Source organism: Ruegeria sp. YTSC002 (assembly GCF_059609845.1).
In genome coordinates this window covers 111,531-134,197 of the sequence record NZ_JBXWML010000006.1, presented here as the reverse complement: position 1 = coordinate 134,197, position 22,667 = coordinate 111,531, and the positions used below count along the sequence as shown (strand labels likewise).

The window sequence follows — 22,667 nt, the reverse complement described above, 5'->3', positions numbered from 1 at the left end:
GGGCATATCCACACAACAGAGCCCATCGAACAAGCCCGGGCAGGAATTAGCAAAAGCTTGCGGCGGGATGAAAAGCTTCGAAAACGGGTCCAAAAAAGTGGAACAAAAACTGGGCAGAACGCCCAAACCATATTCGGCCGCAGATGCCCGGTTCAGCCAAGGATCGCGGGTTTCTGTTGCACTTATGAGACGGTTCTGCCGTTGAAAGAAAGTGTCATTTGAAACATGGTGTCTCCTGCTGCTTCAAAAGAGCCGGTGCATCGTAGTTTGTCATAAAAAGAACAATTTGAGCGTGCATCCGAGTGCAATCTAATCTTCCGAGGTACAGGGCTGAGCAATGGCTACTACGACTATAATTCCAAGACCTTCCGCTTCTTCTCCGCTCAGCTCGATACAAGGTTATGTTGCCTACGTTGACGGCAATCCTTCGACCACTACAATTTCTTATCACTTCGAACAATACGCGGGCACACAAGCGTGGACTGCGGAATACAAGGCAGAATTCCGAGCCGCTCTCTCTGCTATCGAGGCCGTCGCAAATGTGAGCTTTGTCGAGTCCGGCAGTGCTTCAGCCGACTTGGTTGAGGTTATTGCGCCCACAAGCTTTTTTTCAGATCCCAGAACGCTTGGCTACCACTATACGCCATCAAGTCGTCCCTCCGAAGGCGCTTTCAACACCGCTTACTGGACTGCCGGAGCAAATGGAAACGGCGATCCGGGCGGGTTTTTCTTTACAACCTTGATACATGAGTTGGGCCACGCGCTTGGGTTGGGCCACCCCCACGACACCGGTTTGGGTACAACCGTGATGAATGGTGTCACATCACCATTTAATTCATTCGGGGCCGGCAACCTGAATCAGGGTGTCTACACGGTGATGTCGTATAATGACGGCTGGACCGAACAGAACGGAATTCTCTCGGTCAACGCGACTTATGGTGGTTCAACGGGTCTTGGCGCTTTGGACATTGCTGCGTTGCAGGCGATGTATGGCGCCAATACCAGCCACAACTCAGCCAACAATACCTACACGCTCCCCTCGGCAAACGTTGCGGGTACCGGCTATCAGTCTATTTGGGATACTGGTGGAAACGATACCATCCAGCATGTCGGCAGTTCCAAGGCGCGGATCGACCTGCGGGCCGCAACACTGGACTATTCCGACACGGGCGGCGGCGTAGTGTCTTACGCAGAGGGCATAAAGGGTGGCTTTACAATCGCTCATGGCGTTGTGATCGAAAACGCGACCGGAGGGACCGGTGATGATGTGATCGTCGGGAACACCGCTCAGAACGTTCTGAATGGCAACCATGGCCACGACAAAATCTATTCAGTGTCCGACGGAACCAACAACAACACCGTTTATGGCGGCTTTGGGAACGACACCATTTATCTGGCGAACGGTTCCGGCGCTGACCAGGTTTTCGGTGGCCAGGGCGACGATTGGGCCATTGTGACCAACAATGCCGGCTCGTTTTCCGGAGGAAGCGGTACTGACACAGTCCGATTTGTCAGCGCCATCAGCAGTTATCTGTTCATCAAAAACGGCACGAAATACGAATTTATCGATGCCGTGTCACGTATTACCTTCACGGTGGAAGATGATGTCGAGGCCATTCAGTTCCTGAATGGATCACAGACGTATACCCGTTCGAATATCGAGGCTGCCATGCAGCTTTCGGATATCGAAACGACCGGTACGACGCTGAAACATGCAAGTCAGGGCATTTACGTACTGGATGCAGGCAGTTCGAACGTGACGCTGATATTCAATGGTCAGGCTGTTGGTCAAAACACGATCGCTGGCTGGCAGGCCATTCAGGCCGAGGCTTCGGGCGGCGATTACAAAGTGCTGTGGAAAAACGTGGATGGGACATATGGGGAATGGACCGTCAACTCCAATGGTCAGTTCCTCAGCAGCAGCAGCATCGGCAATGTGGCAGATGTTGAGGCCTTCTATGGCGCTGATTTGAACAATGACGGGCTGACGGGTCACGGCACGGTCACGGTTGAAACCAATGGCTCCACGACGCTCGTTTCTTCAAGCCTGGGTTCGTATTTGATTAACGGCACCATTGAACTGACCCTCAACGGTGCCAAGGCCGGCCCGAACAGTTTCCCCGGCTGGCAGGCCATCCAGGCCGAGGCTTCGGGCGGCGGCTACCGGGTGCTGTGGAAGAATACGGACGGCACGTTTGGGGAATGGGTGACCGATGCCGGTGGTCGTTTTGTCAGCAGCAGCACCATAGACGACGTTCGGGATGTCGAGGTCTTCTATGGCGCCAACCTGAACAATGATGCACAAATTGGTCATATCACGACAAGCATCGAGTCCAACGGTTCCACGGCGCTGGGATGGTCAACCAATGGCGCATATGTAATCGGCGGCAGCATCGACTTGAAGCTCAACCAGGTTATTGCCGGCCCGAACAGTTTCCCCGGCTGGCAGGCCATTCAGGCCGAGGCTTCGGGCGGCGGTTATCGGGTGTTGTGGAAGAATTCGGATGGGTCCTATGGTGAATGGACCACGAATGCGGCTGGTGAATTCCAGAGCAGTGCAACGATCGACAATGTTGCGGATGTAGAGGTCTTCTATGGCGTTGATCTGAACAATGACGGGTTGACGGGTCATGGAACGATCAACGTTGAATCCAACGGCGGGACAATGCTGGGGGCGTCAACCCGGGGTGAGTATCTGATTGACGGCACCACGACTTTGACATTCAACAACGCCACTGTCGGCCCGAACAGTTTCCCCGGCTGGCAGGCCATCCAGGCCGAGGCTTCGGGCGGCGGCTACCGGGTGCTGTGGAAGAATGCGGATGGGTCCTACGGGGAATGGGTCACGGATTCCAATGGTGTATATGTCGGTTCCAACACCATCCCTGACGTTGCGGCAGTCGAAACCTTCTATGGCTTTGATATCGACGGCAGTGGGACAGTAGGAAACGGACTGCCCAAACTCGCTCGAGTTGCGACAGATGATCAGAACACACCGACAGGCGCAGAAAACCTGGGAATGTCTGATTGGGATGAAACGGTCGATTATCTGAAGTTCGCCCCTGATCTTGACGGTCACGAAGACGCAGAAGACGACTACACGCTGGTAAGCTTGCATCAGGCTCAGGACGCGGTGCTCTCTGTTTCCGAAGATCCATTGGCCACCTTGTTGAGTGGAAACACGGACATCGAGGGCGACGAGCAAAGTCTGACGCATATGCCCCTTTTGGACGAAGACAGCTTTTGGATATAGATGTGCTTTGGCGCTGGCGGCGGCCCTTTCTGTCAAACTGACGGTGCCGTTTCTGGCGCAGTGCGCTGAATAGGCTTGCGATTTCGATCAGCCCCCCGGCCTTCCGGGACCGCGTTGTCAGCCCTGGAAACGAAACAGCAGGGTGAAAGCAAAAACGCCACCCCAAGCAGGCGGTTCGCCAGGATTTGGGTTGGGCTTTTGCCAGAGCGGAGCCGCGGCAACACAAGCTGCCACCGTCAAAGCACCACCTGGGTTTCCGGGCAGGTCTGGCAACGTCCAAAACCCATAGGGTGCTGCGCGAATTGCCGCCATCGATCACGGTGATTTTCCAAGCAACGTTACGAGGAGAAACAATCTGTTTGTCCTATTGGCCCTGATCGGTTGTGCGGTCGCGCTCCTGAAGTGCGCGAATGCGCATCCTCTGGCCGGCTTGAATATGTGTTCGCATTTCCATCTCGGCCGCAGCGCTGTCTCGCGATTTGAGGGCTGCCATAATGCGCCTGTGTTCCGCGACTGCGGCATCCGCCCGTTCATTGTCCAACAGTTGCGACGGCCCGAGTATCAGCAGCGCCTTTTGCAATGAAAGCATGGATTTCGCCAGAAACCGGTTCTTGGCTACATCCAGCAGGGTGGCGTGAAACACCCTGTTGATCCGGGCGGCCTCCGGCCCCGTACCTGCCTGGGCAAGTTGGTCGTTCAGCACCTCCAGTTCGTCCAATTCGATATCTGACGCGGCTCGGGCCGCCAGGCGGGCCGCAGTGCCTTCAAGCACGGCACGCATCTCATAAAGCTCCATCACCTCGGCATAACTCAGGCTTCGGACCGTTGCGCCCTGCCTTGGCACATGCGTGACAAGCCCATCCGCCTCAAGCTGCCGGATCGCTTCGCGCACAGGAGTCCGGCTGACGCCCAACCGATTGGACAGGTCAATCTCTCTCAAGCGATCGCCGGGCAAAAGCGCCCCTTCGCGAATCTCGTCCAGCAACCGTTGATACACGGAATTGCCTTGGGGGCCTGGCTGAATTGGGTCGTCCTGAAAGGTCATCATGTTCTTGCTTGCACTTTGTATCCAAGTGAATACAATTGAACACATTGCGGGTCAATGGCAATGGAATGCAGGTTTTGCCCATCTTGAAGGACCACCCTTCCCCCCTTGTGAAAAGGTCGGTGACGTTTGGGATTGCAGCGCTTGGCACAGCGGTCTTCGGGGTATTGGACCTGCCGTTGCCGTTCTTGTTCGGCCCCATGGCAGCTTGCCTGATCGCTGCGCTTGCCCAGGCGCCAATGCAAGGGTTTGGGCAGGTTTCCGTCGCCGCCAGAACGATTCTGGGCGTAGCAGTTGGTGCCTCGATCACGCCGGCACTTTTCGTCGAACTGCCCAAGATGGCCGCATCGATCCTGCTGGTTCCCGTCTTCATAATCCTGATTGCTTTTGTTGGTGTGCCGTTTTTTCGAAAAATCTGGGGGTTTGACGAAAAAACTGCCTTTTACGCAGCGATGCCGGGCGGTTTGCAGGACATGATCATTTTCGGCACCGAGGCCGGAGCCGACCCAAGAACCCTTTCCCTGATCCACGGTACGCGCGTGTTGATCATCGTCACTTTGGCGCCATTGTTTCTGACGCTTTTCTACGATGCGGAACTCACCAATCCCATAGGACAGCCGGCGCGTGAGCTACCTGTTCATGAACTGCTGCTGATGGTTCTGGCGGCTTTCATCGGCTGGAAGGGAGGAGAGAGAATAGGGCTTTTCGGCGCATCCATCCTTGGTCCGATGATTCTAACAGCCGCCTTGTCGCTGGGGGATTTCATCCATTCTCGCCCGCCGCGCGAAGCCGTGCTGGTCGCGCAGTTTTTCATCGGTTGCGCGATTGGAGAAAAATTTGTTGGCGTAACCTGGGGGGAGCTGCGCCGGGTTGTAGCTGCGGGCGTTGCATATGTTGTCGTACTTGCAGTTCTGGCGGCGGGTTTCACTGCCCTTGTCACCTCTGTTGGTTTGGGGCGGCCCGTCGAAGCCTTTCTGGCTTTCGCACCCGGAGGGCAGGCCGAGATGACGGTTCTGGCCATCGTCTCGGGCGCCGATCTGGGCTTTGTAATCAGTCATCACCTGACGCGGATCGTGCTTGTCATCATCGGCGCACCCGTCGCAGCCAACCTGATCTTGCGTTGGTCCGGACCTCGGAATTAGCCAAATGCTTTTGGCCGCGGCCGCATAGTTTCCATGCGCCGGAACCACCGAGTTCAAAGGTTAAGACATTCTTTGTGGCGTTGGCCGAAAAGTGCTTCTTCCAGCCCGCTGTCTGCGGTTTCTTGCTCAAAAAAACATGTGCAAACTTGGCAATGCTGAACTAACTTTCTAAATGCGGCGTTGCCTGTCCGAATGATGTGGATTGTAAACTGTGAAACCTCAACACCGCCTATCAGCGGCCCCTCGCCATGAATTGCGCAACGTGCGCAATCAGGGCATTGCCTTTCTGGCCTTGGCGTTTTTGTTCAGCATCTTCGTCAACCTGCTCATGCTGACAGGTCCGCTGTTCATGCTGCAAGTATATGATCGGGTTCTTGGTTCACGGGCAGTTGAAACTCTGACAGCACTGTTTTTGCTTGTTGCGTTGCTTTATGCGCTGATGGCTATGCTGGACTATGCACGCGGTCGCATCGTTGCCCGCTTTGGTGCACGGTTCCAGTCACAGCTGGATGAACGTGTTTTCGAAGCGACAATGCGTCGGTCTCTGGTGCCCCAGGTGCGATCGGCTCCGGCAACTGCACTGCGGGATCTCGAGGCCATTCGCACCTTGTGCTCTTCGCCCGTGTTGCTTGCAGTAATGGATATTCCGTGGACGCCCGTCTTCCTGGGGGCAATTTTCATTTTTCATCCTCTGCTTGGCTGGTTGGCCGTTGCAAGTGGCGTACTGCTTGTGGTGATTGCTTTGCTTAACCAGGCTCTGACCAGCCGTAAGGTGGCCGAAGCACAATCCGCGGCGGCGCGGGCGAATGCCTTTTCCGAACACGCGAGGCAGGCAGCAGAGGTTGTACGGTCTCAGGGAATGCAGGCTGACGTGACCAAGCGGTGGTTGAACCAGCGTACGGAAGCTTTGCGTCAAAGCATTTCCGCCAGTGACTGGACTGGTAGCTTCACGTCGCTGACGAAATCGCTTCGGCTTTTTCTGCAATCGGCCATGCTGGCTTTGGGCGCGTGGCTGGTACTGCAAAACGAAATGACGCCAGGGGCGATGATTGCGGGCTCGATTCTATTGGGGCGGGCTTTGGCCCCGGTGGAACAGGCTGTCGGCCAATGGAGTTTGGTCGAACGGGCACGCACGGCCTGGAATTCGCTGAACCGGTTTCTGGACCAGACACCGCCAGAGGAACAGCGGATTCGTTTGCCGATCCCCAAATCCCAATTGGAAGCCAAATCCCTGACGGTAATCCCTCCGGGTGCCACTGCGCCAACGTTGCGGAACGTTAACCTGAAACTGGAACCGGGAAAGGCGCTTGGTGTGATCGGGAAAAGTGGGTCGGGCAAGACGACCCTGGCCAAGGCTCTGCTTGGGCTTTGGAGACCGGCGGCGGGCGAGATCCGGTTGGGCGGCGCCACGTTGGACCAATACAATCCCAACGATCTGGGCAGCCATATCGGGTACTTGCCACAGCAGGTGACCCTGTTCAACGGAACCGTTGCTGAGAATATTGCACGGATGTCGGAAAACCCGGATTCAGAAGCGGTGGTTGCGGCGGCCAAGAAGGCCAAGGCACATGAACTGATCCTGTCATTGGAAAAAGGTTATGGCACGTTCCTGGAAGGCAATGACAGTCAGTTGTCGGGCGGTCAGAAACAGCGCATTGCGTTGGCCCGTGCGCTGTATGGCGACCCGGTCCTTCTCATTTTGGACGAGCCGAACTCGGCCCTCGACGCAGATGGCACCGAAGCTTTGAACGCAGCCGTGCGCGGCCTCAAGGAAGCGGGAAAGGCCGCCATCATCATGACGCACCGCCCGCAGGCCATTTCGGAATGCGACGATCTTGCTGTTGTGGAAAAAGGCCAGGTCGTAAGGTTCGGCAGCCGCGACGAGGTTCTGAACGCAATGGTCCAGAATGCGGGCGCGATTAAGCGCAAGCTTAGCCCCGTAGGTGAATAATGGCGAAAAAATCAACCAAGAAACCCGTGCCCGTCTGGGGCATCAAAATACCTGCGCTGGTGGGATTTCTTGCCCTTGGCATTCTGGTCGGCGGATTGGGTCTTTGGGCCGTGAAAACGCGGCTGGCCGGGGCGATTGTATCTTCGGGTGTTATCGAAGTTCAAAGCAACCGTCAGGTCGTTGAACATCCTGACGGCGGCGTGGTTGGCGAGATTTTCGTGCGCGACGGTGATACGGTTGCCTCGGGCGATTTGCTTTTGCGGTTGGATGACACGTTTCTGTCTTCGGAACAGACGATTGTAGAAGCTCAACTCTTTGATCTGCTGGCCCGCCGTGCCCGGCTTGAGGCCGAACGGGATGGTTTGACATCCGAAGACTTGGCGGAACGCCTGGCCGAGGTTCAAAAAGAGTACAATATTGATCCCGACCTGATTGAGGGACAGCAGAATCTGTTTGATGCCCGGCTGGAAACGCTGTCCAAGCAGGACGAACAACTGCGCAAACAGTTGGTTCAGATAGAAAGCGAGATCGCAGGCACGCAGGCTCAGTTGGTCTCGTTGCGCCGCCAGACCGAGTTGATCGAGGCGGAGTTGAAGGATCAGCAAAGCCTGTTGAGCAGGGGTCTGACACAAAACAGCCGCGTGCTGGCGCTGCAACGCGAAGAAGCCAGCCTGACAGGTGAAATCGGCAAGTTGGAAGCGGCTGTCGCGCGCCTGAAGGGACAGATTGCATCAACCGAGATCAAGATTGTCGAACTGACAGCGACCCGGCGGGAAGAAGCGATCACCACTTTGCGGGACGTTCAGGCACAGGTGGCAGAACTGTGGGAACGGCGCCTGTCCCTGGCGGAACGACTGGCCAGGCTTGAAATTCGCGCACCTGTCAGCGGAACGGTTTACGGCAGTCAGGTCTTTGCCCTGCAATCGGTCATTCAGCCGGGCGAACCCATGATGTACGTGGTTCCGCAGGACACGCCGCTGTTGGTGGCAACTCGGGTGGATGCGATCCATGTGGATCAGTTGCATGTCGGGCAACCCGTTGCCCTGCGGTTCCCGGCGTTCAATCAGCGCGAAACGCCCGAACTTGAGGGACAGGTCAACAACGTTTCAGCGGACACGTTCACGGATGAACAGTCCGGTTTCACCTTTTACCGTGCCGAAGTGGTGCTGAATGACGGTGAGATCGACCGGCTCAACGGCCAGGAACTTTTGCCGGGTATGCCGGTTGAAACACTGATCAAGACCGATGAACGCACGCCGTTGTCCTATCTCGTGAAACCAATGGCGGACTACTTCAACCGCGCGTTTCGCGAATGATGCGGGCGCGGTTATCGCTGGATGACCGCGTTTTCCCATTCAGCTAGAAAACGGCGGCGTTTCAGCCTGTCCAGAAATGTCATGAGGGCCGGGTCCAGCCCAATCGTTTCGCGATCGGTGCCAGTTTCGTGTGTTGCCAAGGGCGGCAAGGTAACGGGGTCGCCTACCCGCTTGGTTTGGTTGGAAATCAGATGTTTTAGAAAAGACGTGGCCGCGTCCGGTTGCGGTGTGCCGTTCAGCACCATGGCCGTGCGCATCATGGTCGTCTGAAAATCCGACGGCAGAATGATTTCCACAGTGTCCTTGCTTCCGGCGCGGGCTTCGGCATAGCTGCCCAGAACGTTGTAAGCCACAGCAATCTCACCCTTGACGAGGTCATCGATCATATCCGCCGAACAACAGTACAGGCGCACGTCCAATCCACCCATCACCTCCATGAGCCGCCAATACGTCTCGGACGCGCGGGCATCCTGCGTTGCGAACAGATAACCCAGACCGGATTGACGGATGTCATAGGTGCCCACACGGCCCCTGAAATCATCGGGACGCAAACGAAGGATTTCGATCAGTTGTTGCCGGGTCTCGGGGATGGGGCCACCTGCAAAGGCCGCGCGGTTAATCACGATTGTCGCCGGTTCCGAGGTGAAAGCAAAAAGGCTTTGATGCCATTGCGCCCAGGATGGCAGCGGTATGTCGTCGATGATGCGCCCGAAACCGTCGTTTGCCAGCTTCAGTTGCAGGTCCATCGCGCTGGATATGACGACATCAAAATCGTCCGGCGCGGCACGGACTATTCGGTCAATATCTGCGGTGCCTGTCACCAGGTATTCGACAGAGATACCGGGGTTTTCTTCGATGAAACCCGCAATCAAGGGTTCGAACAGAAAGGTGTCCGTGCTTGAGATCACGCGTAGATGCGCCTCATCCGCCGAGGCGTTGAAAACCTGCCTGTCCTCCCAGGTTTGGGTGGCAGCAACGACAGGAAGGCTGAAGAAAATCAAAGCGATAAGATAACGCACGCGCCGCCCCCCTGCCGGTTGGTCAATTCCAGTGTGCCACCATGCGCAGAAGCAACGTCCTGAACGATTGTAAGGCCCAATCCGGATCCGATGGTTCCGCTTGCATTCTTCCCGCGCTCGAAACGGCGCGTCAAAGTGTCGATCTCGTTTGGAGGAAACCCCGGCCCACGGTCTTTGACAATTATCTGAATGCGTGGTTCCGAAACAACCTCGATGCGTACGAAACTGTCGGCAGGCGCATATTTCAGTGCGTTGTCGATCATGTTGCGCACAGCGTTCTGAATAAGAATGGGGTCACCCGAGTAGGAAACCTTTGGATCGCCGCTCAGGGAAAGCGACAAGTCCTTCATTTCGGCGATTGGTGTCAAACGCTGCACCAGATCACGGACCAAAGCATTGAGATCAATGTCTTCGCGCTCCAGATGATCGGCGCGGAACGTGATCATCGCATGATCCAGCAATTGCCCCGCCGCGCGCGAGCTTTCATCAATGGCCCGCACCATTGAGCGTAACGCTTCACGGTTTTCTTCCTTTTCGACCCTCTGCAATGTGGCATCGGCATAAGATCGAACGGTTGCCAAAGGGGTGCGCACCCGGTGGGCCGCCTCGGCGATGAAATCTTCCGATTGGCTCAGTGACTGATCCAGTCGCCCCATCAAAGAGTTCAACGAGGCCACCAAAGGAGCCATTTCGCGGGGTACGGGCTTTTTGAACGGGCTCAGGTCCTGCGGGCCGCGCCGGGTGACAGAGGTCGTAAGCCTGTTCAATTGGCCAATCGTCGAAGAGGTGGCCCAGAACGACAGCGCAGCGGCAAGAGCAAAGAACCCGATGCCCAAGATCGCCGCGTTGCGTGAAATCTGGTCCAGAGTTTCCGCAAGGGCGTCCTGCGTTTGGCCCAAAGCGACCTCGATGACGGTTTGTTTGTTCAGGCCCACCAGGGTTCGCCGCGCACTGACCTGACGTATGGTTTCACCCCGTATCCGACGGGTTTGAAAGCTCCACTTGCCGTCGAATTGCCCTTTGGCCGGCGGCAGATCTTCATATCCTGACAGAAACGCGCCATCCTGAAAAATCGCGTAAAAAACCCGGTCGTCGGACGGTGTGCTGAGCATGGCGAAGGCTGCATAGGGAATATCAACCTCCAACTGCCCGTCGCGCAAGGCGGCCGCGTCCAGAATCGAGGTGGCTGCCGCCCCCAGGATGTTGTCCTGCCCTTGTTGCGCGACCTGTGCGGCATAGTTGCGAACCGCGATAAACAGAAGAAACGCCAATATTGCGGCACCACCGATCAAAGTCAGGACCAGCCTGTTCCGAAGCGACCCTGAAACATAGGGGTCAGGAGGCATGATCCAACCTGTATCCAAGACCGCGAAGCGTGGTGATCTTCAGGTCTGAAGGTTCAAGATGTTTACGAAGGCGACCAACGTAAACCTCGATGGCATTGTCCGAGACATCGTCATCATAAGAAAAAAGCCGGTCCGTGAGCTTTTGTTTCGAAAACACCTGTCCCGGCGCACTGATGAACAGTTCCAGAAGGCGCAGTTCACGGTTGCGCAAGGAAACAGTCTCATCCCCAACGGTCAGATGACCTGCCAAAGGGTCAAAGATTATTCCGCCCACTTCGATCGTTGTCCTTGCATTCCCGGATTTGCGGCGCAGAACGGCACGGCAGCGGGCCTCAAGTTCAGCATGATCGAAAGGCTTGGTGACGTAATCATCGGCCCCCAGATCCAACGAGCCGATTCGATCCGAGACCTGGCTGCGTGCCGTCAAAACGATCACGGGGGTGTCCAGATGACCAGCGCGATGCCGTTTGAGAAAGTCGCGCCCGTCCCCATCCGGCAACATGATATCCAACAGAATAAGGTCGTATTCCTGAGTTTCGGCAAAGGCCGTCGCATCATCCAATTTAGACGCATGATCAACCACATGGCCGTCTAACCTCATGCGCGAGCAGATGGCGTTCGCCAGATCAAGATTGTCTTCCACAAGAAGGAATTTCATGGGATTTTTGCGATTCTTCGTGCGTGACAGGTTGATGTCAGGTTGATGTGTTTTTGTTCCACTCAATCTGAGCCGCCATGCGGCTGGTTGTCAAATGGGAGGACATCATGACGACATTCACACTGGGCCGTCGCGCCCTGATCGCAGCTGTGGCCGCAATTGGCCTGACAGGGCCGGCCTTGGCTGATGGCCATCAGGTCGTGGACAGCATTCACTTTCTGATTCCCGGTGGTGCCGGTGGCGGTTGGGACGGAACCGCGCGCGGCACGGGCGAAGCGCTGACAAAAGCTGGTCTGGTCGGCACGGCGTCATACGAAAACATGTCCGGCGGCGGTGGCGGCAAAGCCATTGGATATCTGATCGAAAATGCCGACAGTAACCATGGTACGCTGATGGTGAATTCGACGCCGATCGTGATCCGCTCTTTGACCGGTGTATTCCCTCACAACTTCCGCGATCTGACGCTGGTTTCGGGCACTATCGGCGACTATGCCGCGATCGTTGTCGGGAAAGACAGCCCGATCAACTCGATGGCGGATCTGCTTGCCGCTTTTGATGCCGACCCAAGCGGTACTGCGATCGGTGGCGGCTCGGTTCCCGGCGGCATGGACCATCTGGTCGCCGCGATGGTGATGGAAGCAGCGGGCAAGGATGCGCTTGGCGTGAAGTACATCCCCTATGATGCTGGCGGTAAAGCCATGGCGGCCCTGCTGTCGGGTGAGATCGCCGCCCTATCCACCGGTTTCTCGGAAGCGGTCGATCTGGCAAACGCGGGTGAAGTCAAGATTATCGGCGTGACATCCGAAGAGCGCGTTGACGCGGCTCCTGATGCGATGACGATGAAGGAACAGGGTATTGATACCACCTTCGTGAACTGGCGCGGCTTTTTCGCGGCTCCCGGTCTGCCCGAAGACAAGCTGGCCGCCTACCAGGAAGCGATTGCCAAGATGTATGACACCCCGGAATGGGAAGAGGTTCGGGCACGCAATGGTTGGGTCAACATCCACAACTCGGGCGCTGACTTCCAGACGTTCCTGGAGCAGCAGGAACAGCAGATCGGCGATCTTATGAAAAAGCTGGGCTTCCTCTAAGTCCGATTTCGGCAGAGCGGGTCCGCCGCTCTGCCTTCCCACGAACAAGAACAAGGAGGGGGTCTCATGGCGCTGGATCGCTGGATAGCACTCATTCTTCTGGGTGTGTGTTTGACATATGGCTATGCCGCTTGGTTCACGATGGACGGCAGCCTGCCCCCTTTCATGCAGAGAAACCCAATTTGGCCCAGTACGTTCCCCAAAGTGCTGTCGGTTCTGGGTATCATCACCACCACGATCATTTTGCTGGGCTTTGAAAAGACGGAACCAAAGGAAGCCGATATCGATTATCGGCGGTTGGGAGAATACCATCTTGATCAGGCGCTTATGCTACTGGCCTTGATGGTCGTCTACGCGCTTTGCCTGCGCCCCGTCGGGTTTCTGATCTCGACTTCGGCCTTTCTGATCCTCGGGTCTTTCATTCTGGGTGAGCGCAAATGGCACGTCATGCTGCTCGTCGCGCTGATCGCCACCGGCGCGGTCTGGTATCTGGTTCAGGAAGTTCTTGGCATCTACATGCGCCCATTGCCGGGCTTTTTTGGAGGCTGACATGCTCGAAGGACTTCTGATCGGCCTGCAAACGGCCTTCTCAATTCAAAACCTGCTGATGGTGATCGCAGGGTGCCTGATCGGCACGTTCATCGGCATGCTTCCGGGTCTTGGGCCGATGTCGATCATTGCCATCATGATCCCGGTCGCGATTTCCATGGGCGACCCGTCCGCAGCGCTGATCCTGCTGGCCGGTGTGTATTACGGCGCCATCTTTGGTGGTTCGACCTCTTCGATCCTTCTCAATGCGCCGGGGGTCGCCGGCACTGTTGCGTCCAGTTTCGACGGCTATCCGATGGCCCGCCAGGGCAAAGCGGGCAAAGCATTGACTGTTGCAGCTATTGCAAGTTTTGCCGGCGGTACAATCGGGGCCATTTTGTTGATGGTCTTTGCCCCTGCTCTGTCTTCGGTGGCACTGCTGTTCCACTCGGCCGAGTATTTCGCGCTTATGGTCGTGGGCCTGTCCGCTATCGCTGCCTTCGCAGGCACCGGCCAAGTGGCCAAAGCCGTCATCATGACGCTTCTTGGATTGATCATGGCAACGGTCGGTGAAGGTGCATTGTTCAACCTGCCGCGTTTCACCATGGGTATCATGGACCTGCAATCGGGCTTTGGCTTCATCACGCTTGCCATGGCCATGTTCGCCTTGCCCGAAGCGCTGTTTCTGGTGCTCAAACCAAAGAACCTTCAGGGGGATGACGGTGAGATCAAGGACCTGCGCATCACAGGCCGTGAAGCCAAGGCCATCGCGCCGGTGATCGGCCGCCAATCTGTACAGGGCTTCTTCATCGGGGTTCTTCCCGGTGCGGGGGCAACGATTGCCAGCTTCCTCGGCTACGCGGTCGAGCGCAACATTGCCCCGAAAGAGGAACAGGAAGAATTCGGCAAAGGATCAATAAAAGGTCTGGCTGCGCCCGAAACGGCGAACAATGCGGCATGTACCGGGTCTTTCGTGCCGCTGCTGACACTGGGCATTCCCGGGTCCGGCACCACCGCGATCCTGCTTGGCGCTTTGATCGCCCTGAACGTGACACCTGGCCCACGGCTGATGCTGGACGAGCCGCAGATATTCTGGGCCGTGATCATGTCAATGTTCATTGGCAACCTTGTCCTGCTGATCCTGAACCTGCCGCTGATCCCATATATCGCCAAGGTTCTCTCGGTTCCGCGCAATTACCTGATCCCCTTCATTTTGTTCTTCACCCTGATGGGGGCCTATATCGGGCAGAACAATGCGACCGAGCTTTTGATACTTGTTGGCTTCGGTGTTTGCGCCACGGCGTTGAAATTTGCCGACTACCCGCTGGCGCCGCTGCTGATCGGTTTCATCCTTGGTGGCATGATGGAGGACAACTTCGCCCGGTCGATGCAGCTTTATGACGGCATCGCCTTTATCTGGGAGCGTCCAATGACGCTGGGTCTTCTGGTTATCGCAGCGCTATTGGTGCTTCTTCCCAGCTATCGCGCACGCCGCGCGCGTGCCCGGGCCGCAGGGGTTGCCGAAGGTGACTGAGCCGCTGGCCGGAATACGGGTTCTCGATCTGACGAATGTCCTCGCGGGTCCGTATTGCTGTTATCAACTGGCGCTCATGGGTGCCGAAGTGATTAAGGTCGAGCGTCCTGATGGCGGCGACCTTGCCCGCGTCCTGGGTGCTGATCCTGCCAGAAACAAGGCCGGTATGGGCGTCAGTTTTCTGGCGCAGAATGCTGAAAAAAAGTCCATCACGCTCAACATGAAATCAGAACAGGGCAAGGCGCTTCTGAAACGCCTTGTCCAGACCGCAGATGTTTTGGTGGAGAATTTTCGCCCCGGTGTGATGGATCGGCTTGGGCTTGGATATAGCGTCCTGCGCGACGTGAACCCCAACCTGATTTACTGTGCTATAAGCGGGTTCGGACAGGATGGTCCCCGCCGAGGCGATCCGGCATATGACCAGATTGTGCAGGGCATAAGTGGCCTCATGTCCGTCACTGGGGGACCTGACACTGCGCCCTATCGCGTTGGCTATCCATTGGCGGACACGGTCGGAGGGATGACGGCCGCGTTCGCGGTTTCTGCCGCCCTGAACGCAGACACTCGCGGTGCCTATCTGGATGTGGCGATGTCCGAGGCTGTAATCTCGACAATGGGTTGGGTCGTGTCGAACTATCTGATCGCCGGTGCCATTCCCGGGGCCCATGGCAACGAAAACACGACGTCAGCGCCATCAGGAACATTTGCAACCTCTGACGCGCCCATCAACATTGCCGCCAACCGCGACGAGCAGTGGCAGGCGCTGGCCCGGCATCTGGGACGACAAGACCTGCTGGATCACCCGGACTACGAAACACGCGAAGACCGCAAGCGCAATCGCCACGCCCTGCGTGCGGCGCTGGAGGAAACCCTGCTGACCAGAGCGGCATCAGACTGGGTACGCGAACTCAACGCAATCGGAGTGCCAACCGGGCAGGTATTAACCGTGCCCGAGGCGCTTAATGACGAACAGCTTGCTGATCGCGGCCTGATCGGGTCTTTGAAGGTGCAGGGCGAAGACATGAAACTTGCAGGCAGCCCCATTGTCATGGACGGCGAACGGCACATGCCGCGCACCGCACCACCACAGCTCGGGGCGGACAACAGTGCGATCTGGTCTGAAATTGGTCTATCCGGCGCGGAAATTGCCGCCTTGAGCAAGGAAGGCATCATATGAGCGATGTATCCGATTGGTGGACGACTTCCATCATCGATATGGAACCTGGACGGATCGACCTGCGCGGAGAGCCGATCCAGAATCTGATCGGACATCTCAGCTTCGCGGAAATGATCTGGTTCATGGTTCGTGGCGAGCGACCATCTGGCGCGCAGGCCCGGTTGTTCGAGGCCGCGTTGGTCGCCGCCGTGGACCATGGACCTCAGGCGCCCTCCATCGCAACGGCGCGCATGGCCGTGACTTGTGGGCTGCCGCTGAACAATGCGATGGCGAGTGCCGTGAACATGTTGGGGGATATTCACGGCGGGGCTGGTGAGCAAGCAGTTACGCTGTACCATTTCGTGACGCAACATCCTGGCCGGTTGGATCAAACGCTGGACGAGTGGATCAAGAGCGAAGGAAAGATCTTGCCGGGTTTTGGCCATCGTTTCCACACGCCAACGGATCCGCGCGCACCACGTCTGATGGCGTTGGTCCGTGATGCTGTGAAGGACGGGGCTTGTGATGGTCAGTTTATGCGGATCGGGCAGGCGATCGAGGCAGAACTGGCCCGGCGCAAGGGGAAGCCCGTTCCTATGAACATTGATGGTGCCACCGCGGTGATCTATGCCGAGTTGGGCTTTGCGCCCCCATTGGCACGCGGTCTCTTCTGCCTATCCAGATCTGTTGGCATTCTGGCCCATGCGTGGGAACAGATGCAGCAAGGCGGCCGGAACAAGGGACCGACTCCGCCGGCCTACCGCTGGACCTATGTCGAGACGTAGGTCGCTAGGCAGTTCTGAGCCGTGGGCGTTTGGCCAACAGGTCAGCCGCCGCACGGGCAATGACCAGTTCTTCATTGGTCGGGATTGCCATGACCACGACGCGGGACAGATCGGTTGAAATGATCCGGTCATTGTCCGCATTTGCGTCGGGATTCAGCTCGATGCCCAGCCATCCCATCCCGGAGCAAACCCGGTCACGCACAAGACGCGAGTTTTCCCCGATCCCACCGGTGAACACCAAGGCATCGATTCCCCCGAGAATGGCCGCCATGGCGCCAAGCTCGCGCCGAATACGGAAAGTGAAATAGCTGATCGCCTGACGGCTTTCGCGTGTGTCCGCCTTTTCCAGGGTACGCATGTCGTTGGACAGCCCGGACAGGCCCAACAACCCTGACTTCCGGAACAACAGGTCTGAGATTTCGTCAGCGCTCAGCCCTTCCTGGTCCATCAGATACAGGACCACGCCGGGATCCAGTTGACCACAGCGCGAACCCATCGGCAGCCCGTCCAGGGCCGAAAACCCCATGGTCGAGCCCACTGACCGCCCTCCGATCATCGCACACATCGATGCACCATTGCCCAGATGGGCCACGACCACGCGCCCTTCGTGCAGAAGCGGCGCTGTTTTTGCCATGTGATCCGATATGTATTCATAGCTGAGCCCGTGAAAGCCATAACGCCGAACACCTTTGTCGTAATACTCGCGCGGCAAGGCGAAAACGTCGTTCTCCCAGGGGTGGTTGCGGTGAAAGGCCGTATCGAAACAGGCAATCTGAACCGCGTTCGGAAAACGTTCCATCGCCGCCCTGGCCCCGGCCAGATTGTGCGGCTGATGCAAAGGCGCGAACGGGGACAGCTTGTCCAGTTCTTGAATGGAAGCCTTGGTCAATGGCACAGGAGCGTCAATGTCAGGTCCACCATGGACAACACGATGCCCGACCGCAGTCACGTCGCTGTTAGGAAATGAGCGCGCAAGCAGGTTCAATACCCAGTCCAGGGCTGCGGCGTGATCACTGATTTCTCCGGCGGTGCCGCTGGCAAGGACACTTCCGTCGGAAGACTTTGCTTTGACAAGCGGTTCCTGTTCTCCAATCCGCTCGACCGCCCCGGTGCACACCATGATCGGATCGTCATCGGTTAGTTCAAACAGGCCAAATTTCATCGAAGACGATCCAGCGTTCAGTGTCACGACATGTGTCATGCGGGTGCTCCGGTGCGTGAAAGTGAGAAGGCGTCGTGCAGGGCTGCCACGGCGCAGGAAGCCAGCCGGGCTTTGTCGTCATCGGCACGGCTGGTCAATATGATGGGCGCTTTGGCCCCCATGACCACACCGGCCCCTTCTGCATTGGCGATGTAGGTCAGTTGCTTGGCCATCATGTTCCCGGCATCCAGATTGGGCACCACCAGAATATCGGTTTTGCCCGCGACATCCGACACAATCCCTTTGGAACGTGCAGCCGCAAGGCTGACGGCATTGTCCATGGCCAGAGGGCCGTCAACAAGCCCGCCCGTGATCTGACCGCGCTCAGCCATTTTCGACAGCAAAGCCGCATCAACCGAGGATCGGATCGCCGGATTGACGGTTTCGATTGCAGAAAGAATACCCGCCCTGGGGTTTTCGATCCCCAGCGACAGGGCCAGGTCGATTGCGTTCTGGACAATATCAATCTTGGTTTCCAGATCGGGTTCGATATTGATCGCAGCATCCGTCACCAAGAGTGGTCTGGGTTGTCCGGGCACGTCCATGACAAAGACATGGGTAAAGCGGCGACCGGTGCGCAGGCCTTTCTCGCGCCTGAGCGCGGCTTTTAACAGTTCGTCGGTATGCAGATGCCCTTTCATCAGCGCCTTTGCTCGACCTTCCGCAACAAGATCGACCGCCGTGTTGGCCGCGCTGAAATGATCGCTCTGCGGTATGATTTCGATCCCATCCAACGATGCTCCGATTTCGGCGGCAGCGTTCGCGATCTTGTCCGGGTCACCGATCAGAATGGGTGTGATGATCGTCTCATGCGCGGCCAACAGCGCCCCACCCAGGGCATTGGGCTCTTCCGGAGCCACAACAGCAGTCGGCATAGGCGGCAGCGGGCGTACCTTTTCCAGCATGGCATCAAAATGACGATGACGTTTCACCACCAGTCCAGGCAAATCCAACTCGGCAAACACCATCTCTTTCTCCGGCGCGATCACGACGGCCTGCCCGCTGACGATCACGGCACCGTCCGATGGGCGCGTAACGACCGTGTCAAAGACAACCTCCCGGTTTGGTCGCTTTTCCAGAACGGTGACTTTGGAGACCAGTTCATCACCGGCATGCGCCCTTTCCACAAAGTCAAAGCATTGCGATTTGTAAAGCGTCCCTGCCCCCGGCAGAACGTTCCCCAAAACGGCCGAGATCAGGGCCCCCACGAACATGGCAGGGGCAACCGCTTCGTTGATGTGGTCGCCGTCGCCGTCTTCGCTGGCCAGATGGAGAGGATTGTGATTGCCCGAGTTGTTGGCGAACACATAGAAATCATCGACCGAGCACGTGCGGACCAACTCGGCGGTATCACCGACCTGAAGCTTGTTGTATGGCTTGTTGTGGTACTGCATGAGCTTTCGTTTCTGTTTTGATCGGTTTGGCGACGCTGTGAACTCTCTTGCTGATACCGAGTTCAGCGCACAATGAAAACAACGCATGCTGGCTGCCCGTATCGGTCTGCACGCTATTTCCGGTGGGTAACGCCTTCATGTCGTGACGCCCGGATAATGTGCAGATCGCAGATCAGGCGCGCCGCTTTCCGCCGCCGCCCTGTTTGCGCATCGAAAGACCGATCCGCTTTCTGGGCACATCCACCTCGACCACGCGCACTTTCACGACTTGCCCGGCCTTGACGACCTCATGCGGATCCTTGACGAAGCGGTCCGCCAGCTGGCTGACATGAACCAGACCGTCCTGATGAACGCCCACATCCACAAATGCCCCAAAGGCCGCCACGTTTGTCACGGTGCCCTCAAGAACCATTCCGGGCTTCAGATCGGTTATCTCTTCGATGCCATCCGCGAAACTGGCCGTGACAAAGCTGGGCCGGGGGTCCCGTCCGGGTTTCTCGAGCTCGGCAAAGATATCCAGAACCGTGGGCAGGCCGAAATCTTCGGTTACGAATTGTTGTGCCCGCAACCCTTTCAAGGACTCTTCATGGCCCATGATGTGCCTGATATCCCGCCCGCAGGCGGACACGACGCGGCGGGCGACTTCATAGGCTTCGGGGTGCACCGACGACGCATCAAGCGGTTCGGCGCCGTCCCTTATGCGAAGAAACCCGGCGCATTGTTCGAAGGCACGCGGACCCAAGCCTGCGACGGACAACAGGTCCTTGCGCGATTGGAACGGTCCGTTCAGATCGCGATGGGCGACGATGGCTTCGGCTTGCGCCGGGCCCAGCCCAGACACACGCGCAAGCAAAGGTGCAGAGGCTGTGTTCAGGTCAACCCCGACCGCGTTCACGACATCCTCGATCGCGGAATCCAGGGATTGCGACAGGCGGTGCTGGTCAACGTCATGCTGGTATTGACCGACGCCAATGGATTTCGGTTCGATTTTGACCAGTTCCGCCAATGGGTCCTGCAATCGCCGGGCGATGGACACCGCCCCGCGCAGCGAGACATCCAGATCGGGAAATTCTCGCGCTGCCAGTTCAGACGCGGAATAGACCGAGGCACCGGCTTCGGACACAACCACCTTGGTTGGCGCTTTTGCCGTCTTGGGCAGCAGAGCCAGCGTATCTGCAACCAACCGTTCGGTTTCTCGGCTCGCGGTTCCGTTTCCGATGGCGATCAGCTCGATCTGGTGGGCCGAGATCAGATTGAGGATGGTCGCCTGCGCCCCGCGCAAATCGTTTTTGGGTTGAAAGGGATAGAGCGTATCAGTGGCCACGACCTTGCCCGTTGCGTCAACCACCGCCGCTTTCACGCCGGTGCGGATGCCGGGATCAAGGCCCAAAGTGGCCTTGGCACCTGCCGGAGCAGCAAACAGCAAGTCCTTGAGGTTCCGTGAAAAGACCTGAATTGCCTCGTCCTGCGCACGGCTGCGCAGATCGGCCATCAATTCGACCATCATGGACAGCGAAAGCTTGACCCGCCAAGTCCACCCGGCAACTTTGCGCAACCAGGCATCACCCGGCCCATTGCCGCGTGTCTGCAAATGTACGGCCACGATGGTCTCGGCCCGGGCTGCCCCGAACTCCGGTTCCGGCGCGATATCAAGTGAAACAATGCCCTCTTTTGACGCCCGCAGCATTGCCAATGCCCTGTGCGATGGAACATCCGCCCAACGCTCGGAATGGTCAAAGTAATCGCTGAACTTGGCGCCTTCCTTTTCCTTCCCGTCGATAACCCTGGCGCTGAGCAGCGCCTCGCGCTGCATGAAGGCCCGCAATTCACCCAGCAATGTCGCGTTTTCCGTCAATCGTTCGGTCAGAATGTCGCGCGCGCCGTTCAGCGCGTCACGAGGGGTGGCAACGGTTTCGCTCAGATATGCCCCGGCCAGTGTTTCCGGGTCCGCATCGCGATCGGCCAGAATGGCTTCGATCAGGGGTTCCAGCCCGTTTTCACGCGCGATCATCGCCTTGGTGCGCCGCTTGGGCTTGTAAGGCAGATAGATGTCTTCCAGCTGTGCCTTGGTTTCGGCCCGAGCTATCGAATTGCTCAGATCTTCGGTCAGCTTACCCTGTTCTTTTATCGACTTCAGGATGGTTTCCCGCCGTGCCTCAAGCTCACGCAGATAGGTCAATCGCTCGGACAGAAGGCGCAATTGGGTGTCGTCCAACCCACCGGTTGCTTCCTTCCGATAGCGGGCGACAAAGGGAACCGTCGCTCCGTCATCCAAAAGATTGATCGCAGCACCGACCTGATCGGAACGTGCGTTGATCTCGGTGGCTATGGTGCGGGCGATACGGTCCAAGGGGGCCTCCTGAAACGGCAGTGGAAGGGCTTCTTAACCAGCCGTTTCAGCAAGGGGAAGTCCCTTGTACCGGTCCGTCGAAAGGCATCAGCAGGTAGCCACTGTTTTTGCGGCTATTTGGCATTTCTTGGACACTACCAGCGTGCGACGGCCTCAACTCCACGGCATCAACCCGCAATACCCGGTGCGCGCGCTTGCGTTATGCGCCATTTGCGCCAGCGTCGTCAGGTCAAAGACCGGCAGTTTCAGGTCTTCCTGAATGCGGTTTGCATAAGGCGGAAGATCCGTGCATTCCAATACCACCGAGCGTATTTCAGGCGTATCGCGCTTCAGCCTGCGCGCAGCGTCCAGCACTTCGGCCTCGATAAGATCAGTATCCATACGGGTGCGCGTGTTGCGCAGGATGACTTCGGCAAACTCGCTGGTGTGTTCCAGACCCTGCACGGCCACCGGAACGCCCCCCGCCCCAACGCCTTCGAAATGACGTTGTGTCAGCGCTGATGAATCCGCTGTAATCACCCCGACCGGTGCGCTGGCCCCGGTCATGTGAAAAGCCAATGGCACCTGTATCAGGCTCGAAGCGAAGACTGGCACCGATACGGCCGAGGCCAACTCTTTTTGGAACAGGGCGAGAAACCCGCAACTTCCAGTAATGGCGCGAACGCCTTCAGCCTCAAGCCGTTGCGCGCCTTGTATGAATGGGTTCAGCAGATCAGGTGTCGGGTTGTTCAGCAGCGTTGGCACCGTGACGCCATCTATCATCTCGTACAGCACGGGGAACGGAAGGCTGGAAGGGTTCTTGATATGACCGGGCGGTTTGGGGAAATAGCTTTCCAGACACAAAACGCCGATAGAGGCTCCGCAGATATTCTGTCCACCCTGGTAGATCGGCATAATG

Annotated in this window: 17 protein-coding genes; 9 read left to right on the top strand and 8 right to left on the bottom strand. The window is 57.4% G+C overall.

Annotation, left to right across the window (positions count from 1 at the left end; genetic code table 11):
• Positions 1-337: 337 nt before the first annotated feature.
• Positions 338-3,253 (top strand): M10 family metallopeptidase C-terminal domain-containing protein, encoded by a 2,916-nt coding sequence (locus AC2FFD_RS13400; RefSeq protein WP_496873304.1) that lies wholly within the window; start codon positions 338-340, stop codon positions 3,251-3,253.
• 364 nt (positions 3,254-3,617) lie between these two features.
• Here AC2FFD_RS13400 and AC2FFD_RS13395 read toward each other — a convergent pair whose 3' ends face one another.
• Positions 3,618-4,301 carry a GntR family transcriptional regulator gene (locus AC2FFD_RS13395; RefSeq protein ID WP_257600936.1) on the bottom strand — a complete coding sequence of 228 codons (684 nt, stop codon included), beginning with the start codon at positions 4,299-4,301 and terminating at the stop codon, positions 3,618-3,620.
• A 65-nt stretch (positions 4,302-4,366) separates the two neighbouring features.
• Between AC2FFD_RS13395 and AC2FFD_RS13390 the strand changes: the two genes are divergently transcribed.
• The 3 genes from AC2FFD_RS13390 (at position 4,367) to AC2FFD_RS13380 (ending at position 8,707) form a co-directional block, all read left to right on the top strand.
• Positions 4,367-5,440 carry an AbrB family transcriptional regulator gene (locus AC2FFD_RS13390; protein ID WP_496873303.1) on the top strand — a complete coding sequence of 358 codons (1,074 nt, stop codon included), beginning with the start codon at positions 4,367-4,369 and terminating at the stop codon, positions 5,438-5,440.
• Positions 5,441-5,651: 211 nt separating this feature from the next.
• Complete coding sequence (locus tag AC2FFD_RS13385; protein WP_425079587.1) at positions 5,652-7,391, top strand: type I secretion system permease/ATPase; 1,740 nt, start codon at positions 5,652-5,654, stop codon at positions 7,389-7,391.
• Positions 7,391-8,707: an HlyD family type I secretion periplasmic adaptor subunit gene (locus tag AC2FFD_RS13380; protein WP_496873302.1), complete on the top strand. Its 1,317-nt coding sequence runs from the start codon at positions 7,391-7,393 to the stop codon at positions 8,705-8,707. The genes AC2FFD_RS13385 and AC2FFD_RS13380 overlap by 1 nt, the downstream gene beginning before the upstream one ends.
• An 11-nt stretch (positions 8,708-8,718) precedes the next feature.
• Here the strand turns inward: AC2FFD_RS13380 and AC2FFD_RS13375 are convergent, their stop codons facing one another.
• The 3 genes from AC2FFD_RS13375 to AC2FFD_RS13365 are packed head-to-tail and all read right to left on the bottom strand — an operon-like array spanning position 8,719 to position 11,730.
• The gene (locus AC2FFD_RS13375; RefSeq protein WP_170345420.1) at positions 8,719-9,726 is read right to left on the bottom strand and encodes an ABC transporter substrate-binding protein; all 1,008 of its coding nucleotides are present in this window, start codon (positions 9,724-9,726) and stop codon (positions 8,719-8,721) included.
• Positions 9,705-11,072 (bottom strand): sensor histidine kinase, encoded by a 1,368-nt coding sequence (locus AC2FFD_RS13370; RefSeq protein WP_170345421.1) that lies wholly within the window; start codon positions 11,070-11,072, stop codon positions 9,705-9,707. The genes AC2FFD_RS13375 and AC2FFD_RS13370 overlap by 22 nt, the downstream gene beginning before the upstream one ends.
• Positions 11,062-11,730, bottom strand: a complete 669-nt coding sequence (locus tag AC2FFD_RS13365; RefSeq protein ID WP_257600934.1) for a response regulator transcription factor — start codon at positions 11,728-11,730, stop codon at positions 11,062-11,064. Before AC2FFD_RS13365 ends, AC2FFD_RS13370 begins: the two co-directional genes overlap by 11 nt.
• Before the next feature lie 107 nt (positions 11,731-11,837).
• On the opposite strand from AC2FFD_RS13365, the gene AC2FFD_RS13360 reads away from it, so the two are divergent.
• The 5 genes from AC2FFD_RS13360 (at position 11,838) to AC2FFD_RS13340 (ending at position 16,824) form a co-directional block, all read left to right on the top strand.
• Positions 11,838-12,821: a Bug family tripartite tricarboxylate transporter substrate binding protein gene (locus tag AC2FFD_RS13360; protein WP_257600933.1), complete on the top strand. Its 984-nt coding sequence runs from the start codon at positions 11,838-11,840 to the stop codon at positions 12,819-12,821.
• A gap of 66 nt (positions 12,822-12,887) precedes the next feature.
• A complete protein-coding gene (locus AC2FFD_RS13355; RefSeq protein WP_425079584.1) occupies positions 12,888-13,370 on the top strand; it encodes a tripartite tricarboxylate transporter TctB family protein in 483 nt (160 codons plus the stop codon).
• 1 nt (position 13,371) lies between these two features.
• On the top strand, positions 13,372-14,883 hold the full coding sequence (locus tag AC2FFD_RS13350) for a tripartite tricarboxylate transporter permease (protein WP_170345425.1): 1,512 nt from the start codon (positions 13,372-13,374) through the stop codon (positions 14,881-14,883).
• The gene (locus AC2FFD_RS13345) at positions 14,876-16,060 is read left to right on the top strand and encodes a CaiB/BaiF CoA transferase family protein (RefSeq protein ID WP_496873301.1); all 1,185 of its coding nucleotides are present in this window, start codon (positions 14,876-14,878) and stop codon (positions 16,058-16,060) included. The genes AC2FFD_RS13350 and AC2FFD_RS13345 overlap by 8 nt, the downstream gene beginning before the upstream one ends.
• Positions 16,057-16,824, top strand: a complete 768-nt coding sequence (locus tag AC2FFD_RS13340; RefSeq protein WP_496873300.1) for a citryl-CoA lyase — start codon at positions 16,057-16,059, stop codon at positions 16,822-16,824. Before AC2FFD_RS13345 ends, AC2FFD_RS13340 begins: the two co-directional genes overlap by 4 nt.
• A 4-nt stretch (positions 16,825-16,828) precedes the next feature.
• Here AC2FFD_RS13340 and AC2FFD_RS13335 read toward each other — a convergent pair whose 3' ends face one another.
• The 4 genes from AC2FFD_RS13335 to AC2FFD_RS13320 form a co-directional block, all read right to left on the bottom strand.
• Entirely contained in the window at positions 16,829-18,025 is a 1,197-nt protein-coding gene (locus tag AC2FFD_RS13335) for an acetate/propionate family kinase (RefSeq protein ID WP_257600928.1), read from the bottom strand.
• On the bottom strand, positions 18,022-19,419 hold the full coding sequence (locus tag AC2FFD_RS13330) for a bifunctional enoyl-CoA hydratase/phosphate acetyltransferase (RefSeq protein ID WP_480684858.1): 1,398 nt from the start codon (positions 19,417-19,419) through the stop codon (positions 18,022-18,024). The genes AC2FFD_RS13335 and AC2FFD_RS13330 overlap by 4 nt, the downstream gene beginning before the upstream one ends.
• Positions 19,420-19,591: 172 nt before the next feature.
• The gene (locus AC2FFD_RS13325) at positions 19,592-21,769 is read right to left on the bottom strand and encodes a Tex family protein (protein ID WP_496873299.1); all 2,178 of its coding nucleotides are present in this window, start codon (positions 21,767-21,769) and stop codon (positions 19,592-19,594) included.
• A gap of 153 nt (positions 21,770-21,922) precedes the next feature.
• Positions 21,923-22,663, bottom strand: coding sequence for an aspartate/glutamate racemase family protein (locus AC2FFD_RS13320; RefSeq protein WP_425079579.1), 741 nt, complete (start codon positions 22,661-22,663; stop codon positions 21,923-21,925).
• Positions 22,664-22,667: the final 4 nt, after the last annotated feature.

Excerpts from the sequence above, each read along its gene's own strand:
- AC2FFD_RS13320 (WP_425079579.1), bottom strand. The coding sequence starts at position 22,663 with ATGCCGATCTACCAGGGTGGACAGAATATCTGCGGAGCCTCTATCGGC.
- AC2FFD_RS13340 (WP_496873300.1), top strand. The coding sequence starts at position 16,057 with ATGAGCGATGTATCCGATTGGTGGACGACTTCCATCATCGATATGGAA.
- AC2FFD_RS13335 (WP_257600928.1), bottom strand. The coding sequence starts at position 18,025 with ATGACACATGTCGTGACACTGAACGCTGGATCGTCTTCGATGAAATTT.
- AC2FFD_RS13365 (WP_257600934.1), bottom strand. The coding sequence starts at position 11,730 with ATGAAATTCCTTCTTGTGGAAGACAATCTTGATCTGGCGAACGCCATC.
- AC2FFD_RS13355 (WP_425079584.1), top strand. The coding sequence starts at position 12,888 with ATGGCGCTGGATCGCTGGATAGCACTCATTCTTCTGGGTGTGTGTTTG.
- AC2FFD_RS13350 (WP_170345425.1), top strand. The coding sequence starts at position 13,372 with ATGCTCGAAGGACTTCTGATCGGCCTGCAAACGGCCTTCTCAATTCAA.
- AC2FFD_RS13395 (WP_257600936.1), bottom strand. The coding sequence starts at position 4,301 with ATGATGACCTTTCAGGACGACCCAATTCAGCCAGGCCCCCAAGGCAAT.
- AC2FFD_RS13370 (WP_170345421.1), bottom strand. The coding sequence starts at position 11,072 with ATGCCTCCTGACCCCTATGTTTCAGGGTCGCTTCGGAACAGGCTGGTC.
- AC2FFD_RS13360 (WP_257600933.1), top strand. The coding sequence starts at position 11,838 with ATGACGACATTCACACTGGGCCGTCGCGCCCTGATCGCAGCTGTGGCC.
- AC2FFD_RS13330 (WP_480684858.1), bottom strand. The coding sequence starts at position 19,419 with ATGCAGTACCACAACAAGCCATACAACAAGCTTCAGGTCGGTGATACC.
- AC2FFD_RS13380 (WP_496873302.1), top strand. The coding sequence starts at position 7,391 with ATGGCGAAAAAATCAACCAAGAAACCCGTGCCCGTCTGGGGCATCAAA.
- AC2FFD_RS13390 (WP_496873303.1), top strand. The coding sequence starts at position 4,367 with ATGCAGGTTTTGCCCATCTTGAAGGACCACCCTTCCCCCCTTGTGAAA.
- AC2FFD_RS13400 (WP_496873304.1), top strand. The coding sequence starts at position 338 with ATGGCTACTACGACTATAATTCCAAGACCTTCCGCTTCTTCTCCGCTC.